Consider the following 19,342-nt stretch of genomic DNA (forward strand, 5'->3'; position numbering starts at 1 on the left):
CGTTGTCAACAACTGGCGGCTGAGAGTATTTTTATTCCTCTGATTTTTTTTTTTTCAGTTTTGACCAGTTCCAGGAGCTGATCTTCTGCGTTGATATCTTGGTCTGGCAAATGGTTTACCTTGGTCTCAGGTTCTTTTAACTCTTGAACAACCCGCAATTTAACGTTAGGAATAGTTGACTCAGGTAAGAGTGTCTTCACCAGCGCCTTTTTTGATTTAGCTATCTCACTATTATTGGTAGTGTTGCCATTGACATTAAAATTATTCGTTGCTTTTTTCATGATTAAATACTTAATATAATTAAGTTTTAAACCGTATTTTTTTTGAGGAATTTAAGCTTTAAAACTTAAAATAACTAATTATTTTGATTATTTATAAAAATGAAATAATACGTTCAATTTACAGTCGATGAATAGTATAATTAAAACTTGGTATTAAAAATTATTTTTCCATCAAAAACTACTAGCATTTCACCACCATGTTTCAGCCAATATCCCTGTAAAAACTTTGCCAATTCAGGATTCATGCTTGATGACGGCAGAGGTTGAATCAAATCGGGATTGCACCATTCAATGTCCTCTACCCGGTTGACGACCAACCCTAGCATTTGGTTGTATTTAACGGACTTAGGATCATGAGACTGGATATGCAACACTAAGGAGGTGTAGTGTGATGTGTTTACCGGTTGCTGATGCCAAGGAGTTAATCCCACAATGTGTCCGAGATCGACCATCCAAAGAACTTCACCCCGCCAGTTGTAAACACCCATCACCCAAGGTGGCATATGGGCAATTGGAATAATTTGACCAACAGCAATAGTCAGCACTTCAGTCAGCTGATTAATTGGCATTAAAGCAGTAGTATCAGGTACTAGATGAAACCGCAGAAACTGCTGTCTAATTTCATTGGCAGCAGTTTCTGTCGCTGATGATGGGGAAGCTGAAGCTGGGATAAACTTGGATACCATGATGATCTCTGTTTTTTTATAGCTCAGATTTAGCCCTTGACCAGTTGGTTAATGATTTTTAGGAGTTCTGCGTTATCAACAGGCTTATACAGGTAAGCATCTGCTCCCTGCTTCAACGCCCAAAATTTATCCATTTCAGTATCTTTGGTGGAGCAGATTATCACAGGTATTTGGCTTGTATTAGCTTCATTTTTAAGGGTTCGACAAATTTCAAAACCACTGCGATCCGGAAGGACAACATCAAGGACAATCAAATCCAGCTGATTACTGCTAATTTTTTCTAGGGCTTCTGAGCCATTATTGGCAGTTAATACATTAAACCCATTTTCCTTGAGATAACCTCTGAAAATTTCTAGATCAGTTAATGAATCTTCAACAATTAATGCGGTAACCATTTTTATCCGATTTAAATAACTCTAAAATTATAATCAGGTAAGCAAGTGTTTCAACGGTTTTTTTTGTAAACACTTAAATTTCGGCTATCTAGTCAATTCTAATTAACTTGTTTAAGATGTTTAATGATAACTCTCAATACCTCTTCAGGATTGATGGGTTTACTCAGAAAATCTGAGGAGCCAACCATCTTAGCTCTCACACGGTCGATGATGCCGTCGTTACCGGTCAAAATCACGATCGGAGTATTGCGGAAAAAGGAGAGCCTACGCAATTGACCGCAAATTTCATAGCCATTAGCATTTGGCATGACCAGATCTAAAAATATCAACTCTGGCTTACTAGCTAACAAAGTAGCGATCGCCCTAAGTGCATCATTAATAGCCACAAAGCGATAGCCTTCTGAGGTAAGAATTTTTTCCATGCTTTGGCAGATCAGGGGACTATCATCCACGCAGGCAATCAAAGGTTTCTGCTCAGGAACAGTTTTTACCGATGTTTCGTTCGGAGGTAGTGAAACTGGAGCAGGTAAATCCGGAATCTCTATCAGTTCCACTAATCCTGATTGCAGGTGAGGTAGAATCGAGAGGGTAACTGCCCTAGTATCCCGTTTCATTAGTATGGCCAAGTCTCGTAGGGTATATTGTCCATTCAACAGCTTGGTCATAGTTTGGTAAGCCTGAGGGGATGTTTTAATTCTCAGTTGCTTGGGCTGCCTGATGATTGGTGCCCGATTAGGGCAGCGGTCTGCTACACGAGCACTTTGCCAAGCTTCCCAAAGTTGATCAGCTTCATGGATGACTTGCTCTGCGTCAATCAAGACCAGTGGTTTAAACAATGATGATAATGATGATGAGGAATCTGGTTTGATTTTATAGGTGATCTGCATGCCTTGGGTAACATCAAAAAGTATTTCTACCATGACAGACTGAATCATTTTGACGGCTTGATCACGGGTAACTTTATGCAGACCTACCCATAGGCATAGCAAATGATAGTCCCAACAGACATTGACATCTTCCCAATTGGTATTAGCTAGATCGTCTTGCAGTGATGAAAGCTGAGCAGATGTCTGAGGACAGTGAATGAGTAGGTTTCTACGCCACCGTCTCACTGGATGAGTCCCTCCGGTAGCATACATGAGGCGACCCATATAAATGTGAAATATCCATTCTTGTTTATTTGGATCACTTAGAATGAGTTGACCGCTAAACCGAGGCTGCTTCAAAATTTCAAACAACCCAGCTTGTTTGACGGAAGTAAACTCTTTGATTGGAATTAGAGGATAATTTTGTTCTATCGCCATCATTGCCTTTGGTTTACCTGATTGCCGTTGTCAGCAAAACTGATTGTCCTAGTGCTGCCATTACCGGATGGGATTTGCCGATTGGGAAGAGGCTTTCTTAACCATAGGCAAGAAAAAACACCGGGAACAGTTAAAGACTTTCACCGAGATGCACAAGTAACATATGATTGATCAGGTAACTGCTAGCTCAATGCTACAGAATTTTATGAGGTTGATGTATCCGTGAGTTTACACAAATTACAAGAGAGACACTATGGGGTATTTACGCATTGACGGAAGTTTTTGATTATTTATGACCTTCTATGCCAGAAAACTACTGAAATGTATCAATCTTGCCACTGAGCCGTGTTGCCATCTTGGCAGGGATTTACAAAAATTTACTGGTTAGTTAATGTTAGTTAATTAAAAGTCTATGAGTTACACTGGCTTTATGACTTTGACTGTAAGTATTCAGAAGAACGCGCTACACCCATGAAACCCTTGCCCTATTAAGTTCTGGAAGCTTTTTAAATCAAGAGAGTAAGCCCATGGACTAGTTTTCGTGACTGGCGCTTGGGATCAGGTCTTCTTCGAAGGCAAGGTTGGGAGAAATAACAATTACCAAAAACCCACACCTTACAATTTATAAGCTCTCGGACGTGATATTACTTAAAAGTTATCTCGGCATAATCTCCTATGGTCTCTATTGCTCGCAAAAACCTCTGGGCAGACATTCCTCGCTTTCTGGTCGCTCAAGCAGGAATTATGTTTGCCGTTAGCCTAGTCACAATCCAAACTGGTCTGCTCAACGGGTTCACTCGCTCTACAGTTCTTCTGATTGAGGGATCCGAGGCCGATATATGGGTAAGTTCTGACCGAATGGTTCAGTTTGAGCTAACCGAGCCACTTTTAAAGAATCAGCTGGATCAAGCTCAAGGAGTCAAAGGTGTGGAGCGAGCAGAAGCACTACTGATGGGGTCAGGTCGATGGCGTCCTCTTAAGGGAGATACCAGTCCTGTTACGTTGATTGGATTTGACCTAGGGGGAAAACTGTTCCAACCCGGAACAATCACTCGGGGTAGACTGAAAGCCCTTAAGGAGCCTTACACGGTTATGGTGGATCAAAGCAGATTACCGACGCTCAATCTCAGAGATATCGGTGATACCGCTACGGTTAACTTCTTGCCTGCTCGATTGGTCGGCTTAACCACGGAGAGTCAATCCCTTGTAGCTAGCCCATTCTTATTTGCTTCCTTAGAAAATGCCAATACCTATATCAACACAAGCTATACCTCTAAGCTTAACTGCACTGTAGAATCTTCAGATAATTTGCAGTGTACTACTATTTACGAAAAGTCAAAGTCTTTGAATAAGTCTGATGAGTCGGAGATTCCTGAACCTACACCTTTGAGCCTAACAGACCCCATTACCTATATTATGGTAAAGGCTAAAGTAGGGCAGGATCTTGAGCAACTCAAGCAGAATTTAGAAGCTGCTTTACCCGGGACTCGTGCTTATACGAAGCTTGAGATGGCACGCAAGACCCGAAATTACTGGCAGGTGCGAACAGGTCTTGGTTTTGTATTGGGTCTAGGTGCTGCTGTGGGAGTGATTGTTGGCATGGTAGTTGTCACTCAGATTCTCTACGCCTCAGTTTCTGACCATATCAAAGAGTTTGGTACCCTAAAAGCAATGGGCGCACCGGATCGGTTTATTTATAGTGTTATAGTCGAACAAGCATTGTGGATGGCTGTTCTTGGTTATGTGCCTGGTATGCTCCTTTGCTGGGGGTTGAGTGTGTGGGTTAAATCAAAAGGAATTATCCTTTTGATCACACCAGTGTCTGCCACAGGTGTTTTTGGCATAACTGTGGTAATGTGTGTCACTTCCGGTTTGTTCGCTATCCAAAAGGTGACTCGTATTGATCCAGCTATTGTATTTAAAGCCTAGAAACCCTGTTGAGTCATATCATATCCAATTTAATACTTATCATTCTTGGTTGTTGGTAACTTGTTAATTTTTTTTTATTTTAAAGTGTTAATTGACCGTTGACCATCAACACTTTAAAATTAACGACTTACCTGAATAGGAATTGATTAACTGGAATCGATATCACCCAATTATAAAATTGAACTTTTAATAGTTTAAAAAAATTAGTCAACTGGGATATTATGACTATTCTCGCTCAGCAATTAATTGGTTAGTCACTTCCATGACTGCAGGAGGCAAGGTGAACCCGCCTTGAGATTTTTCCACTAGAGATCGCTGTCTCAGGGAGGCTAGAGCCCTGAGTAATTCCTGAGGCGATATCTCCAGTAATTCATCCTGTAATTGAGTTAGAATTACAGGTTCTTTGTGACTAGCCATTGTATATATAATTTTATGTTCCAAATCTGATAACCGATCTAAGATTTCTTCGATAAAGTCACTAACGTCATGGGTAAATAGGGTAGTTGCCAAAAAATCGGTCACACTGCCATCAAAAACTTCTTTGATGGTTATGGCAACAAGTTTTAACATCAAGGGATTCCCACGATACGCCTTAATTAAATAGTCCCAGTTTTTCTGCCCAGACAATCCTTTTTCCTGCAAAATATACTGAGCGGCTTCCCCTAAACCTTCAAGTTTTAAGGAACGCACAGGTGAAGTCTCTCCTTCTTGTAACGAAATTTCGCTGAGTTTCTCCTGAGTGGTAATCAACAAACAGCTTTGATGGGGTTCTTCTCCCCAGCGTCTGATGAATTCACCATAGCCTTCATAGCCTTCTCGGTAGATGCCCGCAAGTGTACCAATCTGTAGAATAGATTCGGCACCGTTGAGGACTATCAAACAGCGGTGTTGGCGGCAGTACTCAATTAGTTGGGAGATACGCTCCTTGGCAGTTTGACAACTAGGGAGTGGGTTTGACCCCTCGGCGGTTTCATATCCTACAGTTTCTAGGGGCCCAGATAAAGATTGGAGCAGTGCTGCTAGGATATCCTCTAACCGGGGTGCCTGACTTAAGGAACGCCATACCACATACTTGAACTGATCCTGAATTTGTTTAGCCAGCTTCACTGACAAGGTGGTTTTACCAATCCCTGCCATACCCTGTAGTGCCACCAATCGGCAACGATCCTTAACAATCCATGTTTCTAACTGGCGTAGTTCTTCAGTGCGACCATAGAAAACAGAAACATCTGGTGCCTCACCCCAATCCATGTGCTTGGGGTTTGAGGATTGGACAGTAGAGATAGGGGTATAGCTTCTGCAGTTAGAGGAGATATCCTGGGTTTCTATATGAGTCTGATAGCGATTGACCAGCAGCTGTTGCAGTTTGGTTAGCTTTACAGGCCCTGTCCCTGATATAGGAAACTTTTTGTAGACCTCGCTGAGTCTTTTGCGCACTGCATGTTCACTAATGTCGAGGGTTTTTGCGATCGCGTTTGTCGATTGACCCTCCATCGCCAAAGCCACAACCTCCAGCTCGGCTTTAGATACACCGTGTTCATTTGCGATCGCTTTTAGAAAGTCATAGGGAATCACAATTGCACGCTCATACTCATAGAAACCTGATAGTTCATTGTAAATCCTCTTTCTGAGAACTGCTTGCCATTTTGGTCATTAATATGAGTTTTACCTGCCAGTTGTGTCCCGATCAATTCAAACCCATCTCTGGCTGAAAGACTTTGTCAAACCCCTATGGTTGAGGCATTTGCTGCCGGTTTGTGTTTCTTAAATCCATCACAGATGTAAGTCTGTTGGTCAGACGCTCCTCAAAAACTATGGCTAGGGATATCAACGAGGAGGGGTAACTTCAGTCATCATAGGAAGAACCTGAGTTCGACCTAACGCTGAAAGCCTTAATCTATCCTAGTCTCTGAAAGCCTGTATCCCTGCGGTGCGACCCTAGGGCGCGAGCAATCCCTCGCGCCCTAGGAGGCGCGCACCGTGATTGTTTCGTGGAGTGTACCCTGATCTCGAACTCACGTGAAGAGGGGACTCACAACCGACCTAGAATGGCTTGCTGTGTACTACCAGTTCTACTTCCCGTTAAATACTCACTCTGCTAAAATTCATTGTTATGAATTTTAACCTGAGTTCAACGTAACGCTGAAAGCCTTAATATACCCTAGTTGTCCAAAGCTTGTATCCCTTACTGTTTCGTGGAGCGATCGCTTATATCGAACTCAGGTTGAGCAGGTTTTTTGTTGCCCTTCACCACTGACTAATGACTGTGGATTTGATCTAAGTAAACAGATCTGTGATCAGCCAATGTTCTGGGCACAATTGACCCTGGCAAACCTTATAGACCTGGCCATTAACTGCTACAAACCGATTTCCCTTGACAGTAATGATGGTAATTTTCCAATTAATGGTGCAATGCGGAGGCGAAAATAGCGGTAAATACAGCCGAGGTTTAGTACAACAATAGATTGGCGGATGAATCTCAAAGAACCCGCCATTAATCGATTAATCAAGCAGCAAAATGGTTCAACGATTACTATCTAGTATCGGTTTCACCACCAAAAAGCCAGCACCAAATGCGCTCAAGACAATTCCCAAGATAGCTATAACCAACACCCAGCCATTGACATATGAGACTGCCTCTGGCTGCGAACTTCGCAGGGAGCGATTGTTTTCTTGTTCAATCACTAAAGTTTCTCGATAGGAAGAGGTAGGGGTTTGAGGTTTCCTCTGAGGTGGGGAAAATTCACCCCCTGGGATAGTTGTAGAGGTGCGCTGGGGTGGAATTGGTGGAGCTTGACGGGGTTCCGGCGGCTTTACTGGCTGAGGTCGATGGACTTCAGCTGGACTCACTGGTTCTAAGGAATTGATCACCTGCTGTAGATGCAGAGCTGAATTAATAACTTTTTTAACTTCCTGTCGCAGCTGCTGGTGTTGTTTAACTAAATGCTGATTTTGAGAATGGAGAGAGTCCAACATCGCCTGTGTTGCTTGCAACTCAGCTGCTAGTTCCCGGTAGACAGAAATTGGTACTGATGGACAGTATGTATTCGATTTGTTTGCCGATGTTGAACTAGGGTAACGATCGCTACTGGATTTGGGCATAGGGGGGTTGGTTCGGTGATTAGAAGTCATAAGTATAGCTAAACTTCATCCAAGGCAAGAATAGTTGAAATTTTAATCTGTGGGCAGCCCTTGTTGGCTAAAAGCTAGGGAGATAGTCAAAAAAAACTCCCGCTCCATAGTCTGGCTGACTATTGATAGTGATAACCGAAAAAAGTTTCCCATGGGTTCAGGCTCAGGAGCAATCTCTAGGGAAGTTTTCACGCCTATTAGTAAAATCAGCAATTACCAAGGGGACCGACAATAGTCTTGCCTTGGCTATAGGTTGCTTTGCTTTACTTCCATGCCATTTGGTTTCCGTCAGTTTTTTTCTACTCCTTTGGTCCTCTAGGAAAACGACGCCGTTGCAGGAATTCTGGAATATCTAATCCTGGTCTACTCTTAGGCTCAACCTTGGGAGTAGGGGGCATCGGTGTAGGAGCAATCGGTCGCCGATTCAGGGGAGTTTCCACAGATTTAGGTGCAGACTGGGCTTCTCCGGTAAATCCAGTAGCAATCACAGTAATTCTAATTTCACCCTGGAGCTTATCATCAATTACTGCTCCAAAGATGATATTGGCATTGGGATCAACCACTTCATAAACAGTTTCTGCTGCTGAATTCACTTCATGGAGGGTCAGATCACTGCCACCAGTAATATTTAAAACTACCCCTCTAGCCCCTTCAATAGAAGACTCCAGCAGAGGAGAAGAAATGGCGGCTACTGCTGCCTCTCTGGCTCGGGATTTTCCAGAACCCATCCCGATGCCCATCAGAGCCGAACCAGCATCTGCCATCACCGCTCGCACATCGGCAAAATCCACATTCACCAAGCCAGGAATAGTAATAATATCAGAGATCCCTTGTACCCCCTGACGTAGGATATCATCAGCTACTTTAAATGCTTCTTGAACAGGAGTCTGTTCTGAAATCACTGACAAGAGTTTATTATTGGGAATAACAATTAGGGTATCGACTCGACTCCCCAGAGCGGCAATTCCTTCCTCGGCTTGGGAAGTACGGCGGCGTCCTTCAAAGGTAAATGGACGAGTGACCACTCCCACAGTTAAAGCACCCATCTCTTTAGCGACTTCTGCTACAATCGGGGCAGCTCCTGTGCCAGTACCACCCCCCATCCCAGCAGTAATGAAAACCAAGTCAGTGTCTTCGAGAGCCTGGGCAATTTCCTCCCGGGATTCTTCTGCGGCTTTTTGACCAATGGCTGGGTTCCCTCCTGCTCCCAACCCTCGGGTCAACTTCTGCCCCATTTGTAAGCGTTGGGGGGCTGATGATTGGGCTAGTGCTTGAGCATCTGTGTTAATTGACCAGAACTCTACTCCACTGACATCACTGGCAATCATGCGGTTAACTGCGTTACCACCACCCCCGCCAACACCAATGACCTTGATTTTTGCAACGCTACCTGGCACGATATTGTCACTCCTAGTTTCTTCCCTGGGTATGCGATTAGAATCATAAGTTTGACCGAATTGTAATACAGAGTTACTAAAAGGATGTGTATTGTCGGATCCTAATGACAGATCTGCTTCTGCGATGATTTTAGAACTTTGAGCAGCAAGCCCTAGTTTACTATTAAGCGTCATTGCAACAGGTGAGGGTAAGTGTTTATCTTTATCTTTATAAGTTATATGTAGCAGTCTGAGTTAACTATAGAGTAAGTTGATTGAAAAACCAAAGACCCTGGCAACGGCTGGCTCTATACCCGATAACTGACCTGAAACAAAACAATGGTTCTGGAAATATCACCTCGGCTTAGCCGTCAGAGTAGGGCTAATCACCTGTCTGACCTTCTTCGTTATCCTTATTTAACTCCCGATTGCACACTGTCATGGTCTGTCATCATTTGAATAGATGGTAAGTCTGGGTTTTGGAGGTCAATGTAAGCTATTTTGCTCTTTTGTGTGCGCTTCGGCAATTCTCGCATCTGATCTAGAACTCTCAGTTGCGTGGGGAAGCGTTCAGTGTAAGGACCTAAATGTACATTTCCTAACTCGGTCTTCAGAATTAAGTTGGCTGGATTTCGCCAATCGATCTCGAAAACTTTTACAGCCGACTGACTCACAGCTTGATAAACATCGAACCAGTAAGGGCGATAAACGGAATTTTGACCAATCACTTTCAACTTCGGCAACTGCAGGTTGGCCGAGAGTGGTTCGTAACTGCTCTTGGGGCTCCAGATCCCGTGCTCATCGACTAAACCCAAGGTTGGGGTAGAGTTTTTAGTTTTTCTGGTTTGGAGCTTACTCTGCTCAGCAATAGCCACTGGTTGACGCTCTCTAACTTGTATTGTCAATCCTGGTGGTATTAGTTGACGGCTAACTAGAGCCGAAGCAATAGGAGCTTCAGACTCCAGAAACTCGGCAAGGACTTGGGGTTGTACTTGCAGTAAAGACTGGGGATAGGATACAGGCAGCAGGGAGCGAATCGCTTCAGCAGAAAGCCAATAATTCCCTTGAATCTCGATTTGTTCTGGGTGACGAATCATCCAATCTGGTAAAGTTATTGCCCAGAGTAAACTTCCAGCAATACCGCCCACCAAAAGTGTACGCCAAATCTTTTGAGAAAATTTAATCCGGCGTGTCCGTCGCAGTTGTTTGCGTCGATTAGACAATTGTGATTGAGAGACTGATGCGATGTTGGTCATCTACTACCGATCAATCGACAGAGTACATTTATGACTTGAAGTAAGCCTGACAATTGGCGCGTGGGCATTTGCGCTGCGGCGCGATCGCTTCACGCCAATCTACCCAAAAATCTGGGTAACGACAAGGTTTAAACTTTGCAATTCCTGACTGAGCACCAAATACTTGTTTTAATTTAACCACTACTAGGTTCCCACGTTTTATACTTAACAGGTTGCATCAGTCTGATGGGAAAAGGCATTGGTGCCTAATCAGTCCTCTATAGTTAACTCATCCCACGACTAAGGTACGTGGGATGGGTCAGTGATTAATGATTAGTCTTTTACAAAAGACTAATCACTGGCGACGCTTTCTATATCACCCTGTTAAAGGAGTGGGCTTTATAACCGCCTTCTGTAAACCATAACCATCACCACAGGGAGTGGGAGGTTCATTTATGGAACTGCATCTACCAAGATTTTTCAAAGCGTGTAACCCAGCTAAAACCTTAGATATGGGGAATCCAGAAGACCATCCATACTATATCGATTTTTCCGCTGTCAGGGGAGGAAAGATTATCGAAGCTTTAGGACGAACCATTACCCGTCTGTCACCAGATGAACCTACCTGTCAATTGTTTACTGGTCACATTGGCTGTGGTAAGTCTACTGAGTTGTTAAGACTTAAAGCCGAGTTGGAAAAGCAGCAATTTCATGTTGTTTATTTTGAGTCCTCTCAAGACCTAGACATGGTGGATGTTGATGTCAGTGACATTTTACTCAGCATCGCTAGGTCAGTCTGTGAAAGCCTAGAAGCGATCAGCATACAGCTCAAACCCAGTTACTTTAGTAAATTATTTAATGAAATCAAAGACTTTTTGCAAACTCCTATTGAGTTTTCAACAGAAGCCGAATTTTCGGTAGGCATTGCCAAGATTACAGCCAGAAGTAAAGACAGTCCTCAGCAACGCCAACTGCTACGACAGCATCTAGAACCCCGCACCCAAAGCATTTTGAATGCCATCAACGAAGAAATTTTACAATCAGCGATTCAGCAGCTGAAATTGCTTGGCAAAAAGGGTTTGGTGGTGATTATTGATAATCTTGACCGAGTTGATAATCGCTCCATGGCTTCAGGTCGCTCCCAGCCAGAGTATCTCTTTATCGACCGTGGTACTCAGTTAAGGCGTTTGAACTGCCATGTGGTTTACACTCTACCCTTATCCTTAATGTTTTCCAACGAGTATGAAACTCTCAAAAATCGAGTCGGTGGTGGTGTAGCTCCCAAAATTTTGCCCATGGTGCCCATACAGTTACGGGATGGTCGTGACTATCCAGAAGGTATGGCACTGCTGCGACAGCTCTTGCTAGCCCGAGCTTTTCCAATGGTTGATCCTCAACAGCGGCTAACTCTTATTCCACTAGTATTTGATAGCCCAGAAACCCTCGACCGGATGTGTCGGATTAGTGGGGGTCATGTCCGTAACTTGTTAGGGTTGCTGTATAACTGTTTGCAACAGGAAGACCCGCCCTTTTCCAGGAGTTGTTTAGAGCGTGTGATTAAGGGATACCGAGATGATTTGACTCTGGCTGTTGAAGAGGAAGAGTGGAAGTTGCTATCTCAAGTCGTGCAACAGCAGTCCGTCAAGGGGGAACAAGAATATCAAACCCTGTTGCGCAGTATGTTTGTCTATGAATACCAAGATGAACAAGGGCGCTGGTTTGGGATCAACCCAGCGTTAGCAGAAACAGAAAAGTTTCGCTCTCTAGCTCTTTAACAAAGCTAAAATCCCTTGGAAGCCAAGGGATTTTGCCAGAGAAGGGGGTGTAGGGTCTAGGGTTCAGCGTGCAAGGTGTGAGGTGTTCTATAAAATTAAGCGAGACTATTGACCTACAAATTAAAACTCAACAGGTGCGCTTGACCTATTAAGAATTAAATTCTTAATAGGTCAAGCGCACCTATGGAATTTATAAGTTTGCTAAGAACGCTTTTGCCCATCATCTTGTTACCTGAGCTGTTAATCACCCTTTTCCTTTTGATGGAGAACTTTCTCTAAAAGCTTGGTATCACATTAGTTTAGCCTTCAAGTTCACCCCGGTCAGGTCAGGTACATCCCCTCATCTAGAACCTACCACCTACGACCTACTACTTGGCTCAAAAGGACAAATTTTGTCCCTGATTGAGTTAAAAACCGATCTATTGACACTCCCCGCCCTATAAGAGCGGGGATTCTTAGTTCATCGACATGCCTTGTCTTGATGCAAAGCGCGAGTGGGGGAAACCACGGCAGTCGCTCATGGGGGAGACCACGGCAGTCGCTCATGGGGGGAACCCCCAAGACCGCGCTGCCTCCCCAAGACCGCGCTGCCTCCCCAAGACCGCGCTGCATCGCTAAAATTAGTTATCCAGCAAAGGCAATATTTAAGCCCAATATCCGTTTAAAAACCAAATACCTAGCCTAATTTAACTAACCGAGCGTGGGCTGATCTCCCTAAGCGTTGAGTTTTCTCAGTTTCCGTGTGCCGGAGACGAAACCTTATCAGAGGGTCGCCTTTATGGTTAGTCGGCTATGGGTAAAAGGGTTAAAACTTTGCCGATTTTGGCTCCACTCTTCTTACGGTAACTTCTAACCCCACGGTACTTTTTATTTTTCAAGGTTTGCTTTACTGGTTTTCGGTATCCGCGCTTGATCCATACGTTTTTAATGAGGTTTTTCGCGCCTCATGTACTAGCATCGCAAAACGCTCGTAGGTTTTATGACAGTACCGACGAATCCTGTCTGTGCTAGGCTACATCCTAATTATAGCAAAAGAATCGTGCATCCGCCGAACGAAGGACGGGGCTTGAGACCCACATTTTTGGTCAAAACTTGGGCAGTAACTCTAGCTGTAGGGACTGACGCGCGCCCCTACAGCTAGAGTTTGGTGACCAGTTTTGCGGAAATCCTGATAGTTTAACTGTTTTACCTATTTTCGTCTAGGAAGTTAGAAAGGCGTTTGTATCTGGGTTGTAAACACATGTATTGCAGAAATTGGCTGGCATACAAGAGGCAAAAGGCAAGAGCAGAAAGAGCTCCGGAGTTTTATTGGACAATAAAAAAAGACCATACAGGTTTACCTCTTATTTATAAACCCTATAGTTCCACCCCACTATAAAAAATTAAAAATTCCGGGAAATCACTGATATCGACGCTATGTAATTGAGGCTCAATAAGTGAATTTATCATTGCTATTCAGTATTTCAATTAACTATATTTATAAACTAAGTAGTAGTAATTACTGAACTATTTATCAAGGTACTTATGAAAGATGTTTTTCTTACGTAAGACCTGATTATGCTTGTTGTTTTTTATAAGTAAAAACCCATACTTACCGATAAGTTCTGATAGTAAGATTACTATCTAGATGGAAAATAACCCTAGTAATAGGTAATTTCTACCAGTAGGGGTCAAAAGGTTAGTGACATGAAGCAGCAAAATCCCCCAGAAACACTAGCCCCATACAGTGCTCACTCTCTATTAACCCTATCCCGGGCAATAATGTTCTCCCAAGGAGAATTTGCACTGATTTTGGTGCGATGCAACTACGAGTTATTTAGGAAGCAAATATGGCAGTATGTCCGAGAAATTACAGAGCTCACCATAGGTGAGCTAGTTTTTAACAAGTCTAGTCAAACTCTATTTAGTAATATCTTTACCACCCAACAGTATGGGACAACATCTGCCCTCATGGTATCGGGTCTAGAGTTAGTTGATGGCATCAACCAGGTACTACTTTCAGCTAACCAGGTGCGAGATGAATTGCCCAAATGCTTAACCTGTCCCTTAGTGGTATGGGTAACTGACAAGGGACTTCAAAAGTTGATCAGGCTTGCTCCATATCTTAAAAATTGGGCTACTACCTCGATTCGGTTTGAACTTACTATTGACCAATTACTCACTTTATGTTACAAAACGGCAGATGAAATCTTTGCCAATATTTTGGCTAAAGACTTGGGAGAGTTTTTGCCCAACAAGGTGCTTTCATTGTCTAGCGATTGCCACCGACGCCAAGAATTTGAGTGGGCATTACAGGATTTGCAATCTCGTGACATCACCATAGATTCTGTCCTACTAGCTACCAAGCACTTTATTCTAGGGCGAGATGCCTTTGAAAATGACCAGATTAATCTGGCCTTGGAGCATTATCAGCAGAGTCTAAATTTTTGGCAGCAGGATATAGGAGAATGGGGAGGCTGGTTGGGCAGTGAGGCTCCCCATTCAGATGAGCAATATTATAATAATCCGGTTAAACAGGTAAACGGATGTACAACTATCCAAGGCAGAGCTTCTAGGAAGAGAAAAGAAGGCACAAGGGAGACAGGTAAATGTTTCGAGCAACGTCTTGGGCAAACTAACCACTCAATCCCCCCCTTCTCTAATCCCCCCCTTACTCCTTCAGGTTTAGAACGGCTTGGTTTAGTGTTCCATCACATTGGCTTGTGCTATTGCCGTCAAGCCCAGTTACAAGACTCCATCGGTTGCCATCAGTGGGAGCAAGCCCAGAAAAGCTTCTGTACTGCTATTGACCTGTTTACTAAAACAGGACGCTTGGACTTGGTGGCTCAGTTAACCATAAAACTGGGAGAAGTCCTACAACACCTGGAACATTGGAAAGAATTAGAAGCTTTAGCGCTAGCGTTTTTGGCACAGCCTCACACTCAAAATAATCCAGTTCAGCTCTCTCAAGCCTATGGCTTTTTGGCAACAGTTGCCTATGAGCAATCGGATTGGAACCATGCTATAGACTTAGCCCTCACAGCTGTGCGCACTCTGGAAACATCTCAGCCGACTCTCAACCCTCAAAAGCTTTGCCATCGAGCTTCCTATCTGCTGCTAGCTGCTAGATCTGTACGCCAGCTGGGCAAGCCAAAATCTGCCATTAATTATCTTGAACAAGCCATAAACCTCAAAACTACCGAGCCCAAACCTCTACAGCAACAGCCTCAACTGTTTATGGAGCTGTTGGAGGAATTGCGTACGCTCTACTTTGAGCAAAAAGCATACCAACGAGGGTTTGAACTTAAGCAACAAAAACGCTTGATAGAACAACAGTTTAGGTTTTCTACCTTTGCTGGTATGGCTCCGTTACAGAGTGTCGGGCCAAATCGAGAAATTGATGGAACGATTACTAAGAAAGGTTTTTGTGCATCAGCCCTAGAAATCGCAGCAGCTGGACGTCAAACCGATGTCAACGGCCTGCTCGAACGCATTAGCCGCAATGACCACAAACTAACCGTGATTCATGGGACTTCTGGCGTTGGCAAGAGTTCCCTGATTAATGCTGGTTTAGTTCCTGCACTTAGCTCCAGAATTATTGGTGCTAGACAAACCTTGACAGTGGTGCAAACCGTTTACAGGAATTGGCTCGGTGAGCTGGAAAAACGTCTAGACCTTGAATTAGCAAGTACAGTAGTCTTCAAGTTTAAAGATGCCAACGTTTCACCTTTAACCGTTCAACCTACGCGAAGGGAACGCCTACGGGGAACAATCTACGCGAAGGGAACGCCTACGGCTAACAACTTACCGGACTTCAACGCCTGCAGTGAACAACCTTTAATCCTTAAACCAATTCTCGATAAGTTGTATCGGTGTTCCCAGCACAACTTATTAACCGTCCTGATTTTTGACCAGTTTGAAGAATTTTTTTTCCTTGCCACCGACTTAGAGCAACGACATCAGTTTTATAATTTTTTAGCCCAGGCTCTCAATCTCCCCTTTGTAAAAATAATCTTGTCTATGCGAGAAGATTATCTACATTACTTGTTAGAGTTTGAGCGCTTTAAGGATCTCAGTGTCATTAACAACAATATCCTAGATCAGAAGCTGCGTTATCACTTAGGTGATCTGTCCCCAGAGAATGCCAAAAACCTTATTCACTCCTTAACAGCAGTATCTCAGTTTAAGTTAGAACCTGCTCTAATCGAAGCACTGGTAAAGGATTTAGTCACCAATACGGGAGTGGTGCGCTTAATTGAGTTACAAGTCGTGGGTGCTCAGCTACAAGCAGAAAAAATTACTACCCTTGAAGGATACCGAGCTTTGGGAAATGACCCCAAGACAGTTCTAGTCGAGCAATCGCTTTCCCAAATTATTTATGATTGTGGGCCAGAGAATGAAGATGCCGTCTGGGAAGTTTTATTCTCCTTAACCGATCAACGAGGTACCCGTCCGTTGAAAACTCAAGCTGAGTTAGTACTGTCCAATTGGGACAACTCCACACTAACTCAAATCCCCTTGATTTTGGAAATTTTGGTCGGTTCCGGTTTAGTCTTCCGAGTGCCAGAAACACCACAAAACCGATATCAGCTGATTCATGATTATCTAGTTCTACCGATTCGTCAAAAATATAAGCAACGTACCCAATCTAATATTAAAGTACGGCTAAAACAAAGTGAGAGTCAACTGTTGCGGGTTCGTAAACAACGACTGCGTGCCATTGCCATTAGCACAGTGATGGCACTTTTAGCAGTGACCAATGGTGGCTTGAGATGGCGAGCCGAAGCTCAACGAATCAATGCTATGCTTAGTGCCCTGAGTGCCTCTTCAGAAGCTCTTTTCGTATCCAATAAAACCTTTGATGCTTTGCTCGAAGGGTTAAGAGCGGCAAAAAAACTACAACAGGAAGAGCAGCAATATCTACCATCTCGAACAGTAGAGGCAGATACCCGTCTACAAGTAATCACAGCTCTGTCCCAGGCAGTGTATTCAGTTTCCGAACACAATCGACTCGAAGGACATAGTGATATTGTTTCCAGCATCAGTTTTTCCCCAGATGGTAAGTTTATTGCCTCCACCAGCCGCGATAAAACGGTCAAACTGTGGCATCCTGATGGCAAGTTGATCCAAACCCTAGAAGGTCATCAAGATAGTGTAACCAGCGTATCTTTTAGTCCCGATAGTCAGTTAATTGCCTCTAGTAGCTGGGATGGCACAGTCAGACTATGGCGTCAAACTGGCGAGCTAGTCAGAATAATTACCCCTGATGCCGGTCATATATACAGTGTCAGTTTTAGTCGAGATGGGCAGATGATTGCTGCGGCTGGCAAAGATAAGAAAATTCGATTATGGACTGTTGATGGCAAATTAATTAAAACCTTTTCCGGTCACCGGGGTGTAGTGCGGTCGGTAAGCTTTAGTGGAGATGGTAATATCATTGCTTCTGCTAGTTCCGATAACACCATTAAGCTGTGGAGTCAAACCGGAAAATTGCTAAATACTCTTAAAGGACATAGCGCTCAGGTTAACTGTGTAGTATTTAGTCCAGATAGTCAGTTAATTGCCTCCGCTAGCGATGATCAAACCGTAAGGTTGTGGAGTGCCAATGGCAAGCTAATCAAAACCTTTCCCAAGCATCAGCGATGGGTTAATGGTGTTGCGTTCAGTGCTGATGGTCAGCTGATTGCCTCTGCCAGTGATGATAATACAGTGCGGCTATGGAATCGTGAAGGCACTTTAATCAACACCTTTAAGGGACACAGCGATGGGGTTAGTGCTGTCAGTTTCCGTCCTACTAAATCTTTTAGTTCTCAAGACAACCTAGCTCACAGCAAGTCCCATATCCCTCTACAACAATCCAACCCTCAAACTGACCAACTAATTCTGGCTTCAGCCAGCCATGATAAAACTATCAAGCTCTGGAGTAGTATTAATCAGTCTCACGTGATTTTAAGAGGGCATCAGGATGATGTACAGGATGTAACCTTTTCTCCAGACTCTCAACAGATTGCCACAGCTAGTAATGACAGAACTGTTAAGCTTTGGGATCGCAACGGAAACCTGCTCAAAACCTTAACAGGGCATCAAGATCGAGTCTACAGCATCAGTTTCAGTGCTGATGGTGACCTAATTGCCTCTGGTAGTCGAGATGGCACAGTGAAACTCTGGCATCGTAGCGGTACTTTGATTAAAACAATAAAGGGACATCAGGACTGGGTATTGAATGTTACTTTTAGTCCTGACTCGGAGCTGCTCGCATCTGCCAGTCGGGACAGGACAGTCAAAATTTGGGATCGCACTGGTAAATTGCTTCATACCCTGACTGGTCATAGTGAGCGGGTTAATGCAGTTAAGTTTAGCCAGGATAGTCAGCGATTGGCATCGGCCAGTGATGATAAAACTGTAAAGCTGTGGAGTGCTGATGGGCAACTTCTGAAAACACTACCAGGTCATCGCAATTGGGTTTTGGATCTCAGCTTCTCACCGGACAACAAGTTATTGGCAACAGCGAGCTATGATAACACAGTGAAACTCTGGCGCAAAGATGGCAGTTTACAATCAACCCTCAAAGGTCATACTGATAGTGTGGCCAAAGTCCGCTTTAGCCCCAAGGGCAAAATTTTGGCAACCAGCAGCTGGGACAACCAGGTTCAGCTATGGCGCTTCGACGACACCCTGATCAAAACCTTGAAAGCTGGTGAGCATCGCGTCACAAATCTTAGCTGGAGCCATGATGGAACAGCCTTGGCAGTGGCTAGTGAAGATGGTACAGTGGCAATCTGGAATTTGAATTTAGACGATCTGCTAGATAAAAGCTGCCACTGGCTCAGAAATTATCTCCAAAACAACCCAGAAGTCAGAGAAAGCGATCGCCAACTTTGTCAGCTGATCACAAACAGCCATATCAAATAGAATAATTAGTAGGTCTTTTGCGGTAATGTTAGACTGGGAAATGGTGAATAGGTAATCATTGAACAACTAACGATGAAAACCAATGACCACAATAATTTTCCGGAGGGGAAGTTGGGTGGGAGGAAAATTAATAATATGGGACTGATACCCCCAGCTTCCTTATCCTTAGTAAGGATAGTTGATTTCTTTAAATCCTAGCTAGATGGGATTATGGTGGTGTGGTGTGGTGGTATGATGGCGTGATTAGCTAATGAGGTTAGTATGGATAAATAAGATCCTCATGACCCTAATCAACAACACAGATGACCCCTAAAAGGCTATAGCCATAGGGGTATCTT

General features: G+C 43.7%; 14 protein-coding genes. 4 read left to right on the top strand and 10 right to left on the bottom strand.

The genetic code is table 11. The annotated features are described in order from the left end of the window. Window positions 1-5: 5 nt before the first annotated feature. The 4 genes from F6K49_RS01405 to F6K49_RS01420 form a co-directional block, all read right to left on the bottom strand. The gene (locus F6K49_RS01405; protein ID WP_293025326.1) at window positions 6-281 is read right to left on the bottom strand and encodes a hypothetical protein; all 276 of its coding nucleotides are present in this window, start codon (window positions 279-281) and stop codon (window positions 6-8) included. 140 nt (window positions 282-421) lie between these two features. After that, window positions 422-967: a chemotaxis protein CheW gene (locus F6K49_RS01410; protein WP_293093576.1), complete on the bottom strand. Its 546-nt coding sequence runs from the start codon at window positions 965-967 to the stop codon at window positions 422-424. A gap of 29 nt (window positions 968-996) precedes the next feature. Then, window positions 997-1,362, bottom strand: a complete 366-nt coding sequence (locus F6K49_RS01415; RefSeq protein WP_293025330.1) for a response regulator — start codon at window positions 1,360-1,362, stop codon at window positions 997-999. Window positions 1,363-1,460: 98 nt separating this feature from the next. Beyond that, window positions 1,461-2,669, bottom strand: a complete 1,209-nt coding sequence (locus F6K49_RS01420; protein ID WP_293093579.1) for a response regulator — start codon at window positions 2,667-2,669, stop codon at window positions 1,461-1,463. A 24-nt stretch (window positions 2,670-2,693) separates the two neighbouring features. Here F6K49_RS01420 and F6K49_RS01425 point away from each other — a divergent pair, with 24 nt between their 5' ends. After that, window positions 2,694-2,837: a hypothetical protein gene (locus F6K49_RS01425; RefSeq protein WP_293038347.1), complete on the top strand. Its 144-nt coding sequence runs from the start codon at window positions 2,694-2,696 to the stop codon at window positions 2,835-2,837. A gap of 504 nt (window positions 2,838-3,341) precedes the next feature. Next, entirely contained in the window at window positions 3,342-4,595 is a 1,254-nt protein-coding gene (locus tag F6K49_RS01430) for an FtsX-like permease family protein (protein ID WP_293038344.1), read from the top strand. A 225-nt stretch (window positions 4,596-4,820) separates the two neighbouring features. Here the strand turns inward: F6K49_RS01430 and F6K49_RS01435 are convergent, their stop codons facing one another. From F6K49_RS01435 to F6K49_RS01460, 6 genes are all read right to left on the bottom strand, one after another. After that, entirely contained in the window at window positions 4,821-6,170 is a 1,350-nt protein-coding gene (locus F6K49_RS01435) for an NB-ARC domain-containing protein (protein WP_293025334.1), read from the bottom strand. 948 nt (window positions 6,171-7,118) lie between these two features. Beyond that, window positions 7,119-7,697 (bottom strand): hypothetical protein, encoded by a 579-nt coding sequence (locus tag F6K49_RS01440; protein WP_293025335.1) that lies wholly within the window; start codon window positions 7,695-7,697, stop codon window positions 7,119-7,121. 72 nt (window positions 7,698-7,769) lie between these two features. Further along, window positions 7,770-7,919, bottom strand: a complete 150-nt coding sequence (locus tag F6K49_RS01445; protein WP_293025336.1) for a hypothetical protein — start codon at window positions 7,917-7,919, stop codon at window positions 7,770-7,772. Window positions 7,920-8,026: 107 nt separating this feature from the next. Then, complete coding sequence (ftsZ, locus tag F6K49_RS01450; protein WP_293025337.1) at window positions 8,027-9,298, bottom strand: cell division protein FtsZ; 1,272 nt, start codon at window positions 9,296-9,298, stop codon at window positions 8,027-8,029. A 218-nt stretch (window positions 9,299-9,516) separates the two neighbouring features. Next, window positions 9,517-10,359, bottom strand: coding sequence for an FtsQ-type POTRA domain-containing protein (locus F6K49_RS01455; RefSeq protein ID WP_293093582.1), 843 nt, complete (start codon window positions 10,357-10,359; stop codon window positions 9,517-9,519). 28 nt (window positions 10,360-10,387) lie between these two features. Continuing rightward, window positions 10,388-10,540 carry a hypothetical protein gene (locus F6K49_RS01460; RefSeq protein WP_293082821.1) on the bottom strand — a complete coding sequence of 51 codons (153 nt, stop codon included), beginning with the start codon at window positions 10,538-10,540 and terminating at the stop codon, window positions 10,388-10,390. Between the two features lie 253 nt (window positions 10,541-10,793). Between F6K49_RS01460 and F6K49_RS01465 the strand changes: the two genes are divergently transcribed. Both F6K49_RS01465 and F6K49_RS01470 read left to right on the top strand, forming a co-directional pair. Continuing rightward, window positions 10,794-12,113 carry a P-loop NTPase fold protein gene (locus F6K49_RS01465; protein ID WP_293093586.1) on the top strand — a complete coding sequence of 440 codons (1,320 nt, stop codon included), beginning with the start codon at window positions 10,794-10,796 and terminating at the stop codon, window positions 12,111-12,113. 1,686 nt (window positions 12,114-13,799) lie between these two features. Then, complete coding sequence (locus F6K49_RS01470; protein WP_293093589.1) at window positions 13,800-19,004, top strand: hypothetical protein; 5,205 nt, start codon at window positions 13,800-13,802, stop codon at window positions 19,002-19,004. The last annotated feature ends 338 nt before the right edge of the window (window positions 19,005-19,342 follow it).

It is taken from the genome of Moorena sp. SIO3I6 (assembly GCF_010672095.1).

Excerpts from the sequence above, each read along its gene's own strand:
- F6K49_RS01405 (WP_293025326.1), bottom strand. The coding sequence starts at position 281 with ATGAAAAAAGCAACGAATAATTTTAATGTCAATGGCAACACTACCAAT.
- F6K49_RS01440 (WP_293025335.1), bottom strand. The coding sequence starts at position 7,697 with ATGCCCAAATCCAGTAGCGATCGTTACCCTAGTTCAACATCGGCAAAC.
- F6K49_RS01455 (WP_293093582.1), bottom strand. The coding sequence starts at position 10,359 with ATGACCAACATCGCATCAGTCTCTCAATCACAATTGTCTAATCGACGC.
- F6K49_RS01415 (WP_293025330.1), bottom strand. The coding sequence starts at position 1,362 with ATGGTTACCGCATTAATTGTTGAAGATTCATTAACTGATCTAGAAATT.
- F6K49_RS01420 (WP_293093579.1), bottom strand. The coding sequence starts at position 2,669 with ATGATGGCGATAGAACAAAATTATCCTCTAATTCCAATCAAAGAGTTT.
- F6K49_RS01430 (WP_293038344.1), top strand. The coding sequence starts at position 3,342 with ATGGTCTCTATTGCTCGCAAAAACCTCTGGGCAGACATTCCTCGCTTT.
- F6K49_RS01410 (WP_293093576.1), bottom strand. The coding sequence starts at position 967 with ATGGTATCCAAGTTTATCCCAGCTTCAGCTTCCCCATCATCAGCGACA.
- ftsZ (WP_293025337.1), bottom strand. The coding sequence starts at position 9,298 with ATGACGCTTAATAGTAAACTAGGGCTTGCTGCTCAAAGTTCTAAAATC.
- F6K49_RS01470 (WP_293093589.1), top strand. The coding sequence starts at position 13,800 with ATGAAGCAGCAAAATCCCCCAGAAACACTAGCCCCATACAGTGCTCAC.
- F6K49_RS01465 (WP_293093586.1), top strand. The coding sequence starts at position 10,794 with ATGGAACTGCATCTACCAAGATTTTTCAAAGCGTGTAACCCAGCTAAA.